Source organism: Chitinophaga sp., from assembly GCF_039596455.1.
In the GTDB taxonomy this organism is placed as follows: Bacteria; Bacteroidota; Bacteroidia; order Chitinophagales; family Chitinophagaceae; genus Chitinophaga.
Genome location: NZ_JBCNJR010000006.1, coordinates 73,528 through 93,223 on the forward strand (window position 1 = coordinate 73,528; position 19,696 = coordinate 93,223).

At 53.9% G+C, this 19,696-nt stretch carries 10 protein-coding genes; 8 read left to right on the forward strand and 2 right to left on the reverse strand.

Features of this window, described 5'->3' with window-relative positions; all coding sequences use genetic code 11:
- The first annotated feature begins 26 nt into the window (after positions 1 to 26).
- The 8 genes from sprA to ABDW36_RS18230 all read left to right on the forward strand — a co-directional run bounded on the left by sprA (position 27) and on the right by ABDW36_RS18230 (position 18,501).
- A complete protein-coding gene (gene sprA / locus ABDW36_RS18195; protein ID WP_343703354.1) occupies positions 27 to 7,298 on the forward strand; it encodes a cell surface protein SprA in 7,272 nt (2,423 codons plus the stop codon).
- A 124-nt stretch (positions 7,299 to 7,422) separates the two neighbouring features.
- Complete coding sequence (locus ABDW36_RS18200) at positions 7,423 to 7,785, forward strand: hypothetical protein (RefSeq protein WP_343703355.1); 363 nt, start codon at positions 7,423 to 7,425, stop codon at positions 7,783 to 7,785.
- A gap of 308 nt (positions 7,786 to 8,093) precedes the next feature.
- The gene (locus tag ABDW36_RS18205; protein WP_343703356.1) at positions 8,094 to 10,385 is read left to right on the forward strand and encodes a TonB-dependent receptor; all 2,292 of its coding nucleotides are present in this window, start codon (positions 8,094 to 8,096) and stop codon (positions 10,383 to 10,385) included.
- Between the two features lie 2 nt (positions 10,386 to 10,387).
- On the forward strand, positions 10,388 to 11,569 hold the full coding sequence (locus ABDW36_RS18210) for a sialidase family protein (protein ID WP_343703357.1): 1,182 nt from the start codon (positions 10,388 to 10,390) through the stop codon (positions 11,567 to 11,569).
- A gap of 270 nt (positions 11,570 to 11,839) precedes the next feature.
- On the forward strand, positions 11,840 to 14,635 hold the full coding sequence (locus ABDW36_RS18215) for a TonB-dependent receptor plug domain-containing protein (protein ID WP_343703358.1): 2,796 nt from the start codon (positions 11,840 to 11,842) through the stop codon (positions 14,633 to 14,635).
- An 11-nt stretch (positions 14,636 to 14,646) separates the two neighbouring features.
- Positions 14,647 to 15,849 carry a DUF4876 domain-containing protein gene (locus ABDW36_RS18220; protein WP_343703359.1) on the forward strand — a complete coding sequence of 401 codons (1,203 nt, stop codon included), beginning with the start codon at positions 14,647 to 14,649 and terminating at the stop codon, positions 15,847 to 15,849.
- A 3-nt stretch (positions 15,850 to 15,852) separates the two neighbouring features.
- Entirely contained in the window at positions 15,853 to 17,358 is a 1,506-nt protein-coding gene (locus tag ABDW36_RS18225; protein WP_343703360.1) for a DUF6850 family outer membrane beta-barrel protein, read from the forward strand.
- Between the two features lie 51 nt (positions 17,359 to 17,409).
- Positions 17,410 to 18,501 carry a cytochrome c peroxidase gene (locus ABDW36_RS18230; RefSeq protein WP_343703361.1) on the forward strand — a complete coding sequence of 364 codons (1,092 nt, stop codon included), beginning with the start codon at positions 17,410 to 17,412 and terminating at the stop codon, positions 18,499 to 18,501.
- A 68-nt stretch (positions 18,502 to 18,569) separates the two neighbouring features.
- On the opposite strand, the gene ABDW36_RS18235 is transcribed toward ABDW36_RS18230, so the two are convergent.
- Both ABDW36_RS18235 and ABDW36_RS18240 read right to left on the reverse strand, forming a co-directional pair.
- A complete protein-coding gene (locus ABDW36_RS18235) occupies positions 18,570 to 18,713 on the reverse strand; it encodes a hypothetical protein (RefSeq protein WP_343703362.1) in 144 nt (47 codons plus the stop codon).
- Positions 18,714 to 18,930: 217 nt separating this feature from the next.
- A complete protein-coding gene (locus tag ABDW36_RS18240; RefSeq protein WP_343703363.1) occupies positions 18,931 to 19,692 on the reverse strand; it encodes an SDR family NAD(P)-dependent oxidoreductase in 762 nt (253 codons plus the stop codon).
- Positions 19,693 to 19,696 lie beyond the last annotated feature (4 nt).

Here is a 19,696-nt window from a genome sequence, read left to right on the forward strand (position 1 = left end):
TGACCTCTTATAAAACCTAAGATCGCTTGGCAAGAAAGAAATACTATGGTGCTATTGCAGTAATAGGTGTTGTATCTTTAATCATTGTAGAATCTGCCTCCAGTAATAGTTCGGGAAATACCTATAAAAGAATACGGGGAATAGTTGAGATTGACAAAGGGCATATACCTGTTCCAGATACGACTTCCAAGCCGGACACGCTGAAATACCCCATCCGTGACAGGAGGGGTACGGCTGTTACAGACCCCGTACGCAATGCTATTGACCTCAAAGACCCCGCCAATATCCAGAAATCCGTTGAGTACGACCCGGCTACCAAACAATACATCGTCACAGAAAAGATCGGGAACCAGTTTTACCGCCAGCCCACGGTGCTGAACTTTGATGATTTTTACCGGCTGCAGGCGGCACAGAGCGAAAAAGACTACTGGCAGAAAAGGGCCAGCACCATCGGCAACCTCAACCAGCGCAGCCAGGCGCCCCAGCTGTACTATGGGGACAAGCTTTTTGACCGTGTGTTTGGCGGCACCAAGGTAGACATCAGGCCCCAAGGGAGCCTGGGCCTCACCTTCGGCTACCAGGGCCAGAACGTGAAAAACCCGGTACTGGTGGAAAGGGCCCGCAAAAACGGGGGCTTTGACTTCGATATAGACATCAACATGAACGTGACCGGGCGCATCGGGGAAAAACTGAAGCTCATCACCAACTATAATACCCAGTCTACCTTCGATTTCGAAAACCAGGTAAAGCTGGAATATACCGGCTACCAGGACGAGATCATCAAAAAAATAGAGGCCGGTAACGTGAGTTTCCCCCTCAGCAGCTCCCTGATTCCCGGCGTACAATCTCTGTTTGGTATCAAAACGCAGCTGCAGTTTGGCCGCCTCACCGTAACCAGCGTGCTCAGTAACCAGAAGTCGCAAAAGCAGAATATGGTGCTCCGCGGCGGCAACAGCACGCAGGATTTTGTGAAAAGGGCAGATGAGTACGAAGACAACCGCCACTTCCTGCTGGCCCAGTTTTTCCGGGATACCTTCAACTACGCCATGGGCAACCTGCCCGTGATACGCAGCCAGGTGTACATTAACCGCATTGAAGTGTGGGTAACCAACAAAACCGGCGCCACTACAGATACCCGTGACATTGTGGGCCTGATGGACCTGGCGGAGCAAAACCCGTTCAACAAAACCGCCATTACCGTACTGACCAACAACAAGCTGCCAGACCGCAATACGAACGACCTGTACCGCAACCTCGTGAGCGACCCGGGCGCCCGTTACTCCGGCACCGTGGTGAGCCGCCTGCTGGCCCTGGGCCTGCAGCCCGTACAGGAGTTTGAAAAAACCTTTGCCCGCAAGCTGGACTCTACAGACTATACCCTCAACCGCCAGGTGGGCTTCATATCCCTCAACCAGCAGCTGCAGCCTGATGAAGTGCTGGCCGTAGCCTATCAATACACCTATAACGGGAGGATCTACCAGGTAGGGGAGTTCTCCCAAGATGTACCGCCAGACCAGAACAACTCCGCCAACCAGCAGATACTGTTCCTGAAAATGCTGAAAGCCACCTCCGCGCGGCCGGCCCTGCCCATCTGGGACCTGATGATGAAAAACATCTATTCCACAGACGCCTACCAGGTAAACCGGGCAGACTTCAAGCTGGACGTACTGTATAAAGACCCGGGAAAAGACCAGGGTGCCGACACCCGCGTGCCCAGTGAAAAGCGCTACCTGCCGGATGCCAAAGGGCAATACGCCGGGGCGCCCATCATCTCCATCCTCAACCTTGACCGGTTGAATAACCAGAATGACCCGCAGCCAGACGGGGTGTTCGACTTTGTAGAGGGCTATACCATCACTTCACAGAACGGCAAGGTGATGTTTCCCGTGCTGGAACCGTTCGGGGAAGGCCTGAAACCGGCCTTTGCCGGAGATGCGGCGCTGGAAAAACAATACATGTACACCATGCTGTACGACTCCATCAAAGTAATTGCGCAGCAGTTCCCCAACCTTAACCGGTACCTGATCAGGGGTTCCTACAAATCCAGCAACTCTTCGGAAATATCTCTCAACGCCTATAACATACCGCGCGGCTCCGTGTCTGTAACGGCCGGCGGGCAAATGCTGCGGGAAGATGTGGATTATGTGATAGATTACAACCTGGGCCGTATCAAGATCATCAACGGCGGCGTGCTCAGCTCCGGCGTGCCTATCAATGTACAGTTTGAGAACAACGCCCTTTTTGGCCAGCAGGTGCGCAACTACATGGGCACCCGCCTGGACTATTTTGTGAACGACAAGCTGAACATAGGCGGTACCGTTGTAAGAATGAGCGAGCGCCCCTACTACCAGAAGGTGAACTACGGGGATGACCCCATCAAGAACACCGTGGTAGGCCTGGACGCTAACTATATTTCCGAATGGCGCGGCCTTACCCGCCTGCTGGACAAGCTGCCGAACTTCCAGAGCCAGCAGCCTGCCTCCATCAACTTCACCGGTGAGGTGGCCCGCCTGTTCCCCGGTCACAGCAAGCTGGTAAATGCCCCCGGCAGCAAGCAGGGGCAGGTGATGATAGATGATTTTGAAGGCACCCGCAACGGCTTTGACCTCAAGTTCCCGGCCACCAGCTGGGCGCTGGCCTCCACCCCTAAAGACGCCACAGACGCTAACGGCAACATCCTGTTCCCGGAAGCGGACGATAACGATACCCTTTCTTACGGCAAGAACAGGGCGCTGCTGGCCTGGTACATCATTGAGCCCACCCTGCAGATACCCAACTCGCCCAACCGCCCGAGGGGGGTAGACGCCAAATCGCAGCGGGACCTCCGTACCCGCCTCATCTACCAGCGGGACATTTTCCCGAACCGGTCTACAGACTTCGGGCAAAGCCAGCTGAGCACGCTTGACCTGGCGTATTACCCCACCGAGAAAGGCCCCTACAACTTTGAGGCCACCACCGCGGGGCTGAATGCGGACGGTACGCTGAAAAATCCCAAAGCCCGCTGGGGCGGCGTGATGCGCGCTATCGATAACAGCGACTTTGAAACGGCCAACATCGAGTTCATTGAGTTCTGGATACCTGATCCGTTCTACAATAACCCCACAAGCGACGGCGGGTCACTGTATTTCAACCTGGGTAACGTGTCTGAAGACATCCTGAAAGATTCCCGCAAATCTTTCGAGAACGGCCTGCCGGACCCTTACAACCCGGCTAACCGCAACAAGCTGGACTCCACCCGCTGGGGCCGCATTCCCAAATTCCAGCAGCAGATCACGCAGGCCTTTGACAACGACCCTGCCATCCGCCGTTACCAGGACGTGGGTTATGACGGGCTGAACAGCGAAGACGAAAAGAACTTCAGGGCGCAATACCTCACAGACCTGGCCAGTGTGTTCGGCGCAGGCTCTCCCGCTTACCAGAATGTAGTCAACGACCCCTCTAATGATGACTACCGCTGGTACCGCGACGGGTATTATGACCAGGGCGCCGGCACAGACATCCTGGGCCGCTACAAACGCATCAACGGGCCGGACGGCAACTCGCCCATTTCCAATGATAATTCCGCCTTCTCACAGGCCGCTACCAACTACCCCGAGTCTGAAGACCTGAACCGGGACAATACCATGAACGAAACGGAAGAATACTTCCAGTACCGGGTAGATATCAAGCCGGACATGCAGGTGGGCTCCAACTACATTGTAGACAAGTTCCCCGTGAGAAATGAAATGGAAGACGGCACCGTTGTAACGCAGAACTGGTACCAGTTCAAGATACCGGTGAACCAGTATGACAAAAAAGTGGGCAACATCCCCGACTTCAAGTCCATCCGCTTCATGCGCATGTTCCTCACCGGCTTTGAAGACTCGGTGGTGCTCCGTTTTGCCAAGCTTGACCTGGTGCGGAACCAGTGGCGCCGTTACCTGTACGAGCTGCGCCCCGGAGACCCCGTACCGGTAGATGAAAGCACTACCTTCAATGTATCTGCCGTGAACATTGAGGAGAACGCCCGCCGCGAGCCTATCAATTATGTGCTGCCTCCCGGTACGTTGCGGCAGAACACGCTCAGCAACAACAACACCAACATTCAGCTGAATGAACAGGCCCTTTCCGCCCAGATCTGTAACCTGAAAGACGACGAGGTGCGGGCCGTATACAAAAACCTGAACCTTGACTTGCGGCAGTACAACCGCATGCAGATGTTCATCCACGCAGAAGCCGTGGGTGACGCGCTGGCGCTGAAAGACAATGAGCTGCAGGCCATTATAAGAATAGGCAGTGACTTTACGGAGAACTATTATGAATACCGTATTCCGCTGAAGGTAACACCCTGGAAGGCCACGCGCGATACCGAGGTATGGCCGTCCGAGAACGAGCTGAACCTTGACCTGAACGCTTTTGCCAAGCTGAAGATGGAGCGTAACAACGATGGTTCCGCTTCCCCGCTGCTGCCTTACGTGAAGCAAGACGGGAAGAACATCCTGGCCGTGGTGGGTAACCCCAGCCTGGGTGATGTACGTAACATCATGATCGGTGTGCTGAACCCGAAAGATGACGGGTTGCCGCATTGTACCGAAGTGTGGTTCAACGAACTGCGCCTCTCCGGCCTGGATGAAAAAGGCGGTTATGCCGCGCTGGCCAGGGTGGATCTAAACCTGGCAGACCTGGGCACCCTCACCTTCAGCGGTAATATGCACACCGCAGGCTTCGGCAGTGTAGACCAGCGCGTGAACGAACGCTTCCGCGACAACTTCCTGCAGTACGATGTTGCCACCAACCTCGACCTGGGCAAGCTGCTGCCCAAACGCACCGGCATTACCGTGCCCGTGTACGCCGGTTATTCGCAAACCACCAGCAACCCGGAATACGATCCGTATGACCTGGACATCAAACTGAAAGACAAGCTGGCCATGGCGAGGGATAAGGAGCACCGGGATTCCATCCGCCGCAACGCGCAGGATTTCACCTCCATCAAGAGCCTGAACTTTACCAACGTGCGCAAGATGGGCGCGGGCAGGAAAAAGAACCGGATATGGGACATCGAGAACTTTGATGTGAGCTATTCCTTCTCGCAAATGAACAGGCGCAACCCGGTAATTGAAAGTGACGTGCTGACCCGCCACCGCGGCGGCGTGGGTTATAACTATGCCGGCACGCCCAAATACATAGAACCGTTCAAGAACCTCATCAGGAGCAAATCTCCCTGGTTTGCGCTCATCAAGGAATTTAACGTGAACTACGTGCCTTCCATCATGAGCGTACGGGCAGACATTACCCGCCAGTTTGGCGCTACCCGCCTGCGCAATGTGGGCGGCGGGCCGTTCCAGCTGCAGGAAACATACGACAAGTATTTCCGGTTTGACCGGTACTATACCTTCAAGTGGGACTTCTCCCGCAACCTGTCTCTTGACTTCAATGCGGTGAACAACTCCCGCATAGACGAGCCGAACGGCCGCATCAACACCGATGCCAAAAAAGACAGCGTGCGCAGCAACTTCTGGAAAGGCGGCCGTACCACCAACTATTTCCATAACGCAACCGTTACCTACACCGTGCCTATGGGCAAGTTCCCGCTGCTGAGCTGGACCAACCTGGCACTCAGCTACGGCATGGAATACCGCTGGGTGGGCGCTTCCCGCCTGGCCACCTACCTGGGCAACGCCATTGAGAACTCCAACCAGAAAACCATTACGGCAGAGCTGAAGTTTACGGAGCTGTACAACAAGAGCAAATGGCTGCGCAAGATGAACGCCTCTGCCGCGCCAACCAGGGAATACGTGCCGCCCGGCATGGCCAATGCGCCCAATGCCGCTGCTGCACAGCAAAAGAAGGCGGAGGATGATGACGCTACTTCACCAGCGTTGAAAGCGCTGATGCGTGTGCTGATGTCCCTGAAGCGGGTGAACATCAACTATACGGAAAATGTAGGCACCCGCCTGCCCGGCTACCTGGACAGTACCAAGCTGCTGGGTATGAACTGGCAAACCATGGCTCCCGGCCTCGACTTTGTGATAGGCAAACAACCCACCAAACAATGGATGGACAACTTTGCGAAGAAAGGCCTCATCACGCCAGACACGCTTTTCAACATCCAGTTCCAGCAGCAGTTTACCCAGAAGCTGGACATACAGGCGCAGCTGGAACCGGTGAGAGACCTGCGTATAGACCTGAACCTCACCAAGTCTTTCACCAAAACGCATACAGAGCTGTTCAAAGACACTATTGGTGACGGCAACGGCTTCGGGCACCTGAGCCCCTACGATGCCGGTGGTTTCGACATTACGTTCATTGCCATCAAAACCATGTGGGGCAAGATCAACGCTACCAACGGCGTGTCTGAAACCTTCCGCCAGTTTGAGAGCTACCGCCAGATCATTTCTGAAAGGCTGGGCCGGCAAAACCCGTACAGCAACAACGGTACGGTACCGGAGTTCGATCCGAAAGACCCGCAGTACCGCTACGGTTACGGCCGTTACGCGCAGGATGTATTGATACCGGCCTTCCTGGCGGCGTACACAGGCAAAAGCCCGGAAAACGTACCGCTGCTGAAGCAGGGCAGTCCTACCGTACGTACCAACCCGTTCAAGAACATATTGCCCAGGCCCAACTGGCGTATCTCTTACAACGGCCTGAGCCGTGTGAAGCCGTTTACGGATTTCCTCACCAACTTTACCTTGACGCATGCCTACATCGGCCGGCTGACCATGAACTCCTATAACACGGCGCTCATGTTCTACGACCCGCTGTACCTGGGCTTCCCGTCTTTCAGGGATTCTATATCAGGCAACTACATTCCGTACTTCCTGGTGCCCAACCTCACTATTTCAGAGCAGTTTGAGCCGCTGCTGGAGGCAGACATGACCTTCACCAATTCCCTCAACCTGCGTGTGGGCTTCAAGCGCAGCCGTACCCTCAGTCTCAGCCTGATTGACTACCAGCTGAGCGAAATGCGCAGCAGCGAAATTGTGCTGGGCGGCGGCTACCGCGTACGCGGCCTGCCCATGCCGTTTGCAGTAGGTAAAGACGGGGGAAGGAAGCTGGAGAACGATATGAACTTCAGGCTGGACCTGAGCTTCCGGGACGATAAAACAACCAATAACCGGCTGGATGCAGACTCGCCCCTGCCAACAGGCGGGCAAAAGGTGATCAGCATTGCGCCTTCAATAGATTATGTGGTGAACAACCGCTTGAACATCAAGTTTTTCTATGACCGGCGGCAAACCATACCGGTTATTTCTACCGCTTATCCCATCACCAACACCCGTGGCGGTATAACGCTGCGCTTCATGCTGGCACAGTAGGGAATGAAAAGATATGAGCGAACGGGGAATCTGGATCACCAGGTTCCCCGTTCGCTATGAATGAGCATAATGATGAAAATCATTTGGCTGCAAAGCATATAAGTTTACTTTTGTAGTGTTCCTTATGAAGTACATATTCGTCATAGTCACTTTAACAGGCCTTATGCTGCAAACCTTCGGCAAAGGACTGGTATTGGCGGAATACCTGCTGAACAAGGAATACATTGCCCGCGTGCTTTGTATCAACAAGGCCGAACCCAAAAAAGGCTGTAACGGCCAGTGCCATCTGATGAAGCAGATGGAGAAGGAAACGAAGCAGGAAGAAAAGGGCAACGCGGTGAAAGACAAATATGAAGTAATTATTGCACAGGCAGATTTTCCTCTTTATTTAACCCCTGCCGCCGGCAGCGTAAAGCTGTTTGACGCGTACAACGGCGGTATGGCGCAAGACCCGCTCCATGCGGTATTCCACCCACCCAGGGTGTAAGTTGCAATTGACTGTTGCCCGTTGCGGCGGCACGTTTTCAGTTTCATTTATTGAAGCAGGATGAATGCATTTTTGCATGGCGGTACCAGCCTGCAAGCATCTCCTTACCGGAACCAGGTTTGCATGTGTATACCATGCCATGCCCGTAACCGGAATTGATTCACCGGCAGACAACTGTAAAGGGCCCTGTACTGCGCACCCTGCAGCGCCCCGCAGGAGTCCGTCTGCATCGTACAACCGGCTGTTGCCGCCGGGCCGTTCTGTGTGCCCGGCAACGCTATGGCCGTTGGTTACGTAAAAATTACAGCATGTCAAAATTTTCCGTCCTTATTGCGCTTTTAATATACTGTTTACCCCTGGCCGCGCAGCAAACACTGAACGGCACGGTGGTAGATGCCCTCACCGGCGAAGCCCTGCCCGGCGTTAGCGTGCGTGTGCTGCACAGCGGCGCGCAAGGCTGCCTCAGCAACCAGCGGGGCGCCTTTACATTGGGCGGCCTCCGCACCGGCCATGATTCCATTGCCCTTTCTTTTATAGGCTATGCGGAGCAGCGCCTGCCCGTAACGGCCGCATCTTCCCGCATCATCTACCTTGAACCGCTGTCTACCCGGCTGAACGAGATCATCATATCCGCCGGCCGGGACAAACAATACCGCACAGAAGCGCCGGTAGCCATCAGCACCATTTCCACGCAAATGATCAGGGAAACAAAAGCCACCTCGCTGGAGCAGGTGCTTAACAAGGTCAGTGGCGTATACATGGTAGACCTCGGCAACGAGCAGCATACCATGGCCATCCGCCAGCCTATTGGCTACCGCAGTCTTTTCCTTTACCTGGAAGACGGCATTCCCATCCGCACCACCGGAGATTTTAACCATAATGCCCTGATCGAGATCAATATGGCCACCCTCAAAACCATAGAAGTGATCAGGGGGCCGGCGTCTTCCCTCTACGGCAGTGAAGCCGTAGGCGGAGCGGTGAACTTCATCACGGCGTCCCCCACATTGCTGCCCACAGCGAGGGTACAGGCAGAAATGAGCAACCAGGGCTACAAACGTACAGACTTCAGTGTGTCTGGCACCAGCGGCAAGCTGGGCGTACTGCTGGGCGGGTATTATGCAGACCAGCGGAACGGCTACCTGGAGCATAGCGATTTCCGCAAGCTGGCGCTCACCCTGAAAACAGAATATGCTTTCAGTGATCGCAGCAAGTGGACCACCACCGCCTCACTAACGGATTATAAAACAGACCAGACAGGCGGCGTAGACAGCGCCAACTTCTACTCCAAAAATTACAAGAGCTTCCATACTTTCTCTTACAGGCTGGTAAAGGCATTGCGGCTGCGCAGCACGCTGGAGCAGCAGTGGAACGAGCAAAACCTCACCAGCTTTACGCTCTTTTACCGCCACAACGAAATTGGCCAGAACCCTTTCTACGCTATTAAAACCACCAGCAACCCGCTGAAAGCGCGCGGCGAGATCAACAGCGATCATTTTCAGAGCTATGGCCTGCTGGTGCAGCACAAAAAGAACTTCAGCTGGCGCAATGCTTCACTGATGGCGGGCGTGAGCGCAGATTACAGTCCTGCCGGCTATTACGCCCGTTACATAGATGTAGACCGTGATGCCGCCGGTTACTTCACCGGCTATACGGAAACAGACTCTACGTTAACAGACTACCATGTTGCCTTGCTGAACACGGCGGTATATGCACAGGCGGAAATGAGCCCTGTTAACCGTATGAAGGTGATTGCCGCATTGCGGTATGACAGGATGGATTATGACTTTGACAACCACCTGCCGCCTTCGGCTTTCACCGGCTCGCCGGACGAGCGTAACTACTTCCACGCCTGGACGCCGAAGCTGGGCCTTACCTACGATTTTGGTCACGACAGAGGCCTGTACGCCAACTACAGCGTGGGGTTTGCGCCGCCCAATATTTCAGAGCTGTACCGCGGCGTAAAGGTGCCGGTACTGAAACCCGCCACCTACAACAACTACGAGCTGGGCGGCTGGTTTGCCTTTGCCGGTAACAAGGGATATGTAGATGTAAGCCTTTACAGGATGGACGGCCGCAACGAAATTATCAGCGTGCGCCTGGCCGATAACTCCTCAGAGAACCGCAACGCCGGCCGCACGCGTCACAGCGGGCTGGAGTGGAACCTGCGCTATGCCCCGCTGCCGGGCCTTTTGCTGCGCACCGGCGGTACCTGGGCGCAGCATGAATTTATTACGTATGAAGATAAAGGCATGCAATATGGCGGTAACCGCATGAATGGCGCGCCTGCGGTGATCAATAATACGGAGCTGGGCTGGAAACCCGCTTTCCTCAAGGGTGTGCGCACGTCTGTTGAATGGCAGTACGTAGGCAAATATTACATGGACCCCGCCAATACGGAGTCTTACGGCGGGTATAACCTGTTGAATGCGCGCATAGGTTATAACTGCAAAAATTTTGAATGCTGGGTGAACTGCCGCAATGTGGCCGATGTGATGTATGCCACCACGGCAGAGAAAAGCGCTTTCGGCAAAAGCTACCGGCCCGGCCCCAACAGAACGTTTAACGTAGGTGTGGCGTATACCATCACTGCAAAAAAATAAAGATGCGATATTACCTGGTTTTGCTACTAGCGCTGGCAGCCTGCCAGCAAAATAGGTTGAAAGAAGCGCAGGAAACGGTGCTGTCAGATACCACGCGCAACGCCTCCTGCGCATACATGACCATTACCCCACAGGGCCAGCCCGTGGTGAGCTGGGTGGAAGACGGCAGCATGTACTTTGCCATATCAACAGACGGCGGGCAAACCTTTTCCCCGCCGGGCCATGTGACCACCGCCACCGGCATTCAGCCCCATGCGGAAAACATGCCCAAGATCATTTTCAGGCCCAATGGGGAAGTAATAGCGATGTACGGCGTTGAAAGCAACGACCCGCGGAACAAGTACGCCGGCAAGGTGCTCTATGCCCGTTCCGCAGACGGAGGGGCGCACTGGGAGCCCCCGCGCCCGTTGGTAACAGACACCACAGGTTACGACCAGCGCTACTTTGACATGGCGCTGCTGCCCTCCGGCGAGGTGGCCGCCATCTGGCTGGACAACCGCAAGTTCCACCAGCAGGAAGGCTCCACCCTGTATATGGCCGTTGCCACAGACTCCACCGGCTTCAGGCAGGAGCGGCCGCTGGTGCAGACCGTTTGCCAGTGTTGCCGCACGGCGCTCTACACAGATGCACAGGGCGCGCTGCATGCCGCCTTCCGCGATATTCTGAATGACAGCATCCGGGATATGGTACACATGGTATCAACAGATGGAGGGCAAACCTTTTCCCCGCCCGTGCGCATCAGCGCAGACAACTGGGTGATCAACGGCTGCCCGCACACCGGGCCTGCCATGGTGAAGAACAGCAGCGGCCTGCATTTTGCCTGGTTCACCATGGGCAGCGGGCAGGGCGTGTTTTACTGCCAGTCTCCAGACAACGGCATCACCTACTCCAAAAAAGAAAGCATCAGCGCGCTGCCCACCGCCAAACACCCGCAATTGGCGGCCCTCGGCAACGGAGAATTGGTGTTGGTATGGGACGAAGCGGTAGACACCGCCGCCAACCGTATTGGCATAGTGCATAAAACGGCGGAGGGAAAAACGGTAGCGCAGGGTTTCCTCACGGCAGCAGGCGGCTACGCCAACTTTCCCGTGCTGAAGGCAGTAGGGGAGAACAAGCTGCTGGTGGCGTACAAAAAGCGGCAGGGGCCGCGGGAAGTGGTGTGCGTACAGACGGTGAGTTTGTAGCCGGGCGCTTGATCGGATCAGGAAAATATAAGGGGAAACGTGGTGACCGCGTTTCCCCTAATTCATGCTCCATACCACGGGGCCGCCTATCCCAAACGCAGGCCCCTACGGCTGTTGAAAGGGCCATGACGCTAACTTGACATTGTTCAACCCGGACACCAATGATCGGATCGGGAAAATCTTCACCAGGCGCGCGCTCCGCCGCCTCAAAACCCTTTGCTCTTCAGTACTTTTGCATCTTCAGATCAAGGGAAACCAGCTTTAGTGGAGATGTTCAGTAATTCAAAGAGACATAGCATACATTTAATTCTCACTTTATCCCTTCTGCTCGCAGCGCCAGCCTATACCATTGCCCAGCAAACATCGGGCGTATTATCTGGCCGCCTGTGGGATAAGGAGAGCGGGCGCGGGGCGGATTCCATTCTCGTTATTGCCCAAAAAGACAGCATGCAGTTCCGCACCTTCAGCGCCAACGGCGGCCGTTTTTCCTTCGGGCCTCTTCCTTTCGGTACTTATAAAGTCAGTATAGCGGGTATGCTGTTTAAAGCTCCCGGCAAAACAGTTCACCTGCATAAAGACCAGCAGGTGGAGCTGACGGTGGAGAAAGCGTTGCAAACCCTGCAGGAAGTGTTCATCACGGCTTCCGAAGCAAAGGCCATGACCAGCACTTCCGTGATAGACCGCAGGGCCATGCAGCACCTGCAGCCGTCCAGCTTTACAGATTTGCTGGAGCTGTTGCCGGGCGGGCGTTCCAAAGACCCTGCGCTGACCACCATGAACCGCATCAGGCTGCGGGAAGCCGGGGCGCCTGAAACAGGTTACGATATCAGTTCCCTGGGTACGGCTTTCCTGGTAGACGGAGCGCCCATCAATACTACCGCCAATTTGCAAAGTGTCAGCGTGTATGTTGCAAATGACCCTAACCAATACCGTAACACCACCAACCGCGGAGTAGACATGCGCACGCTGTCTACAGACGATATTGAGAAAGTGGAAATTGTACGCGGTATTCCCTCCGTTGAATACGGAGATCTCACCAGCGGCCTCATCAAGATCGAACGAAAGAAAGGATATACGCCAATCACCGCCCGCATGAAAACAGACGGTTTCAGCAAACTCTTCGCATTGGGCAAGGGCTTTAACGTGCCAGGGCAGGATATGTCCGTGAATGTAGATCTTGGTTTCCTGGATTCAAAAAGCAAGCCCACAGATAATTTCACGAATTATAAAAGGATCAATTCCAGTGTGCGCGCAGAAAAACGCTGGGAGAACAGTCTCCGCCGCATGAAATGGGCCGGCTCATTTGATTATGCCACCACGGTAGATAACCAGCGTACAGACCCTGACAACGGGTACGCGCCTGTAGACAAGTTCCGTTCCCGGTTCAACCGCTACGTATTCAATACCAGCCTGAAAAATGAAGTGACCCGTTTGGGCGCTCTTGTAAAATCGTGGGAAGTAAACACACAGGTAGATTACCAGCGGGACAGGATGGACGTTACCAAATGGGTGCAGGCCCGTTCAGCCACCGTTTTGGCCAATGCCCTCACGGAGGGGGAGCATGACGCTACATTCATCACCCCTAGCTATGCCGCTGAATTGCTGGTAGATGGCCGGCCGTTCAACGCCTTTCTTAAAGCGAAAATGAATATCGGTTTCCGAACGGCTGCCATTACGCACGATGTGAAGCTGGGGCTGGAAACCAATTACAGCAAGAACTTCGGTAAAGGCCAGGTATATGATCTCACATACCCCATGAACCCGACCGGTTCAGCGCGGCCCCGTGCTTTTGATACCATCCCGGGCATGCTCAACCAGTCTTTTTTTGCGGAGGATATGATGACGTTCAACGTGGGCAGGCACAAGGTTTCTACCGCTGCCGGCCTCCGTGGCATGAGCCTGCCGGCAATGGACGGGAAGTATGCTATTGCCAGCAAAATTTATCTCGATCCCCGCATCAACATGCGGTGGGCACTGCCCGGCCTCCCCGCCGGTCAGCACCGCCTGCAGGTTACCCTGGGCGCGGGGTTTGGCCTGCATACAAAGATGCCTACGCTTGACATGCTCTATCCCAACCCGAAGTACACAGACATTGTGCAGCTTAACTTTTATCACAATAACCCGGAATACCGGAAGGCAAATGTGGCCACCTACGTAGCTGACGGGATCAACTACCACCTGAAGCCCGCCGTGAACCGTAAACTGGAGTTCAATGGAGACTTTGAGCTGAACGGCAACCGTCTCTCGCTGACCTACTTCCATGAAAAGCTGACGTCGGGCTTCCGCACTGTTGCAAGGTTCCGCGTGCTGGATTTCAAAGTATATGACAATAGGTCCGTAGACGCCGGAAACCTGACTGCTCCGCCCGCTACCAGCGATTTTGATTATGAACATGCAAGGCAGTTCTTCAGCTATTCTGTTACGGCCAATGGCAGCGCCCTCATCAAGGAAGGCGTAGAGTTCCAGTTCGTTTCCAGAAGGCTGCCCGGCATCAATACCCGTTTCACGATGAACGGCGCCTGGTTCAAGACCAATTATGTTAACAGTTTTCCCCTGTATAAAGGCATTTCTGCCAATGTTATCGTTGACGGCAAACAGTCTCAATACGTGGGGGTATATGATTACCAAGACGGAGCTTACCGCGGTCAGTTAAATACCAATCTGACCGTGGATAGTTACCTGCCTGTGCTGGGTCTCACAGTGTCCGCCTCCCTTCAGAACATCTGGTACCGGATGGAGCAGTATCACTATAACGATGGTACGCCCGTGCAGTACATGGGGGTAGACGGAGTATTGCATCCATACACCAAAGAGAGCCTGGAAGACCCTAACCTGGTTTGGCTGAAAGAAACTACCAGCGGCATTCTTTTCCAGAAGCGTATTGTGCCTGTTGACCTGCAGGGCAATGTGAAAGTAACCAAGGACTTTAAAAAGAAGGCGGCTGTTTCCATGTTCGTGAACCGGTTGTTCACTTACACGCCTGACTATGTTTTCAATAATACTATCAATAGAAGAAGCGGCTTTAGCAGCCCGTATTTCGGAATGGAACTGAATCTTAACTTTTAAACAGAACAGATATGCGTCAATTTAAATTACTCTTGTTCATACTTGCGGTGGCCGGCACGGTATTTACTGCCGCCTGTAAGAAAGACAACCTGACCATCAGGCAATCTGACGTGGGCCTTACGCTTACGCCGCCTGCAGGGTTGCAGAATGTACGTACATCTAACGTAGTGCTGGTGTTCAAGGAAAGCAACAGCGGCGTAGACAGTACTTTCCAGATGAACGGCAGCATGCCTCCCGTTATCATCCTGCCAGACGGCTCTTATGAAGTGACGCTGGAAGGTGATGTGGAATATGAGCTGGACGGTGTAAAGTACAGCCGCAAAATACGCGGCCACAAACAAGGTGTAGCCGTTAGCGGCGGTTCCGTGACCCTGGATATTCCCCTTTTTCTGTACGATGAAACGGCAGGGCTGGTGTTCAAGGAAATATTCTTTACCGGTACGGTAACGCCGGAAGGCAAGCAGTATAACGGTGACAAGTACTTTATCATCTACAACAACTCTGAAGACACACTCTATGCAGACGGCCTGGTAATTGCAGAAGCGGCTTTTCTCTCCACTACCAAAAGGACGTATGACCCGGATGTAATGCCGGAAGCCTTTACGCCCGGTTCAATTGTGATGATACCCGGTAAAGGCACAGATCACCCGATATATCCCGGCAAGCAGATAGTGGTGGCCAACAACGCCATCAACCATAAAGAATACAACCCCAATTCATTTGACCTGAGCAAATCTGAATTTGAACTGACCATGCTGGGCTCCATTAATGTTGATAACCCGCAGGTGCCTGACCTGGTGAACGTGAACGGTTTTATGACCATGCATAACCGCGGGTTTAAAAGCTACATTATGGGCCGTTTGCCGGAAGGAACAACTATAGACCAGTATAAAGAAACCCAGAAGTACACTTACTCATATATACAAACCAACGGTACGCCCAGATACACTGAGGGATATAAATTCCCTAACAGCTGGATCATAGATGCGGTGAACCTGTCTGTACCCGCCGTGTTTGAGTGGATACTGACCGCGCCTGCGCTGGACATGGGCTGGACATATTGCGGCAAGGTAGACTCTGACGATGGCCGTTATGGCAAAAGCGTAAAACGCGCCGTACTCTCTACCAACCCGGATGGCCGCGTGATACTGAAAGACACGAATAATTCTACCAAAGACTTTGAAGCAGAGGCCAGGCCCTCATTAATGCAATAACACATGCGCTGGCAACAAACGATATTGACGATGGCAATCCTGGGCGCCGCTTTTACCGCGGGCGCCCAGGATTCCCTTCCGGTGCGGTTGATCAGGGAACAGACATCACCGGTGGTGTTCCTGCGTGATGAGGTGTATGCCAGTCCCTCATTAAAAGTGTACCAGCGTGAAACTACCTGGTCCCGCCTGTCTGCCTCCTTTCGCCATGCTAACCAGGAGCTTTATTTACAGCAGGAGGGCAGTGGCCGGCAAACTTTCAACGTACACTCTGAAACGTATCTGAAACCCGGCCCCAAAGCTACTGTATGGGGCCAGGCCTACTATAGCAGTGAAGAGCTGTACAAGGTGAAGTTCAATGAAACGGCAGACTATCACATGGTATACCCGTATTTGATGGCGGATTCCGTGGGCGGAGACCTGAAGTCCGAAACCTACGCCTTTGCCGGCGGCTTGGCAAAAGCAGCGGGAGCATACCAGTTAGGTTTACATGCCGGCTTTAAAGGGCTGCAGTCTTACCGCGACAGAGACCCCCGGCCGGAGAACATATCGTCTACCATCAACCTGGGCCTGTCCGCTTCCCGTAAAGTGCTGGAGCGGTACGCCCTGGGCCTTGACCTGAACGGCGTAAAATACGGGCAGAACAACAAGCTGGATTTTGTGAGCGAGCTGGGTTATCCGCTGGTATATCATGAAGCCGGTTTGGGCGCCTACAATGAGTTTCTGGCAGGCAGCCGCACCAAAGCCAGTTTTGAAGGGCTGGGGTATGGCATGGCCTTGCATTTTGCCCCGGTGCAGTACAAAGGATGGTTTGCACGTGCCGGATACAACCGCCTGAACATGCGCAAGCGGTTGCCGGATATTATTGCCGATATCAGCACTGTTCACGAAAACACCCTGAACGGCGCCGTTGGCTACATGTTAGATGCAGACCGCCGGCACTTTATTGCCGAACTGCGTGCGGCCACTGTAAAACGGGAGGGCACAGAAGCCCGCTTCATCAACACCGGTGGCGCCAACGGTGTACAGAAAATAGCCGAAGACGTAAGGTACGTGCACGATGTAACCACCTTCCGCTTCCGCACCGTATACGGGCGCAGCGGCGGGGCTATAGACTGGTTTGCCGGGCTGGAAGCCGGGTATGAAGATAACGCGCAGCAATACGTAATGCCCAACCGGGAGCTTTCATACAGCCAGGTGCTGGCCGGCGCTGACGTTACCGTCAGAAAGCAGCTGGGCGGCATCATGTTGTCGCTGAACGCAAAGGCGCAGCGGCAGGAAAACCTGGAAAGCACCGGCCGCTGGAACGATGTAAGCCCCCAGCGCGCCATTTTTACCATGCTGAATAGTAACTTTGCGTACCTCACCACCTCCGGCATGAACTATGGCGGCGGCCTGCGCGCAGACTTTCGCCTAACCGGCAAGGTGTTCTGCTTTATCAGCGCAGACGCTGCTTACCACAGTGGCATTGATAAAAAAGCGGTAAGGGTGATGACGGCATTTCAATTTTAATAACAACGACCAATTGCAATGAGGCGGGAACTGATCATACTGGCAGTATTAATGATTTTTTTGACAGGCACGGGTTTCCTGTACAAAGCAGACCCCGGCAGCCTGCGGGCGCTCTATGAGAAGCCGGTGGCGGAATGGCCGCGGCCGGATATAGACTCCGGGGTAGTGTGGGCGGAATTTAAATCCCTGCCCGGAACAGACACTTCCTATTTCAGGACCATAGCGCAGCCGCAGGTAAAACTGGGTAAACTGCTCTTTTTTGACCCGCTATTATCCAGCTCCAGCCAGATATCCTGCAGCAGCTGCCATGACCCGCACCTTTCCTGGGGAGACGGCCGCCGCGTATCACTCGGCAGCGATCACCTGCAGGGTACCCGTAATACCCCCAGCCTGCTCAACATCGGCCAGCGCAAGTCTTTCTTCTGGGACGGCCGGGCCTTTTCACTGGAAGACCAGGCCACTTTCCCCATTGAAGCGCACCATGAAATGAACATGGACGCCAAACAGCTGGGCCCCAAATTAGGCGCCATCAAAGCTTACCGGGCGCTGTTCAAAGATGCATATGGTACGGAAGACATTTCTACCGAGAAAATAGTGAGCGCGCTGGCAGCCTTTCAAAAGACCATTACCAGCCGGAGAAGCCGCTTTGACAAGTTCCTGGACGGGGACTATAAAGCCATGACAGATGAAGAAATTCACGGCATGCACCTGTTCCGCACCAAAGCCCGCTGCATGAACTGCCACAACGGCCAGTTCCTTACAGACGAAAGTTTCCACAACATTGGCCTCACCTATTACAAACGCAAGTACGAAGACCTTGGCCGCTACAACCTCACCAGCAACCCGGAGGATGTGGGCAGATTCAAAACACCTTCCCTGCGGGATGTGATGCACAACGCGCCCTGGATGCATAATGGCCTGTTCAATGACATTACCGGCATTGTAAACCTTTACAACAGCGGCATGCATATGATAGACCCGAAGCCGGAGCAAAAGCAGCAAGACAGGCTGTATCCCTACACAGACCCCCTGCTGAAAAAACTGAACCTTACGCGGGATGAAATAAAAGCAGTAGTAGCTTTTATGGATGCCATTACGGCCACGCAATACAAGATGCAGCGGCCGGAGCTTCCAAGAGACTAAGCAGCCAATGCGCCGGAAATAATAAAGGCCTTCGCATAGCGAAGGCCTTTATTATGAAAAGAATTTTTTCAGCTATAGCCGAAAGTGTAAGATTTCTCCACTTTCCAGCTTTGACGCATGGCCCAGCGGCCGTAGTTGTTTCTGCGAGACCTGTCGAAATAGAAACTCAGAAACTCCTTACATCTAGGATAGTACAGTCTGATGACGTACATAGTAACAAATGTTAGCATAGGGATATGGTTATAGGATTTATAGGCTCGTTTTCATAGTTACGCCCTTTTGGCGCTACTGTACTTTCTGTATATCTCTTCCGTGGTATTTATAAGGCACCCGGCTCACGGCCGGTTCACACAAATGCCGCTCAAAACATATGGGATTTCAAATATAGCGTTTAATCATAAAGTATACCATAACACGTATGTGTAGTTTTTACCGGTGAATATAATACGCATTGGCTTGCGCCGTTGGCGTTACCACCAGGTCATTGATACACACATGAGGCGGCAGGGAGCAGCAGTAATACACCACATCTGCTACATCCTGCCCGCTGAGGGGCGTAAAGCCTTTGTACACATCTTTAGCCTTGCCTACATCCCCCTTGAACCGTACCAGCGAAAATTCCGTTTCCGCTGCGCCGGGGTGTACTGCCGTCACTTTGATGTTGTAGGGCAGCAGGTCTATTCGCATACCTTGTGAAAGCGCGTCTACCGCGGCTTTGCTGGCACAGTACACGTTCCCTTTGGCGTATACGGTTTTGGCGGCGGTAGAGCCTATGTTCACAATATGCCCTTGCCTGCGGGCCTTCATCCAGGGCATAACAATGCGGGATACGTACAGCAGCCCCTTCACATTGGTATCCAGCATGGTATCCCAGTCTTCGGTATTGCCTTCGTCTATGGGGGAGAGGTCAAGCGCCAGGCCGGCATTGTTCACCAGCACGTCTATGGCCTGCCATGCTGGGGGCAGGGAGTGGAGGGCGGTTTCACAGGCGGCTTTGCTGCGTACGTCAAAAACAAGTACCTGTACCTCAACGTTGTACTGTTGCTGCAGGCGCTCCTGCAATTGCTGCAGGCGCTCCTGCCGGCGGCCGGTAATAATGAGGTGATAACCTTCTTTGGCAAACCGTTCTGCGCAGGCTTCACCAAACCCGGCGGTAGCGCCGGTAATCAGGGCAATTTTTCCAGTCGTCATGGTG

Excerpts from the sequence above, each read along its gene's own strand:
- ABDW36_RS18200 (WP_343703355.1), top strand. The coding sequence starts at position 7,423 with ATGAAGTACATATTCGTCATAGTCACTTTAACAGGCCTTATGCTGCAA.
- ABDW36_RS18205 (WP_343703356.1), top strand. The coding sequence starts at position 8,094 with ATGTCAAAATTTTCCGTCCTTATTGCGCTTTTAATATACTGTTTACCC.
- ABDW36_RS18210 (WP_343703357.1), top strand. The coding sequence starts at position 10,388 with ATGCGATATTACCTGGTTTTGCTACTAGCGCTGGCAGCCTGCCAGCAA.
- ABDW36_RS18215 (WP_343703358.1), top strand. The coding sequence starts at position 11,840 with ATGTTCAGTAATTCAAAGAGACATAGCATACATTTAATTCTCACTTTA.
- ABDW36_RS18220 (WP_343703359.1), top strand. The coding sequence starts at position 14,647 with ATGCGTCAATTTAAATTACTCTTGTTCATACTTGCGGTGGCCGGCACG.
- ABDW36_RS18225 (WP_343703360.1), top strand. The coding sequence starts at position 15,853 with ATGCGCTGGCAACAAACGATATTGACGATGGCAATCCTGGGCGCCGCT.
- ABDW36_RS18230 (WP_343703361.1), top strand. The coding sequence starts at position 17,410 with ATGATTTTTTTGACAGGCACGGGTTTCCTGTACAAAGCAGACCCCGGC.
- ABDW36_RS18235 (WP_343703362.1), bottom strand. The coding sequence starts at position 18,713 with ATGTACGTCATCAGACTGTACTATCCTAGATGTAAGGAGTTTCTGAGT.
- ABDW36_RS18240 (WP_343703363.1), bottom strand. The coding sequence starts at position 19,692 with ATGACGACTGGAAAAATTGCCCTGATTACCGGCGCTACCGCCGGGTTT.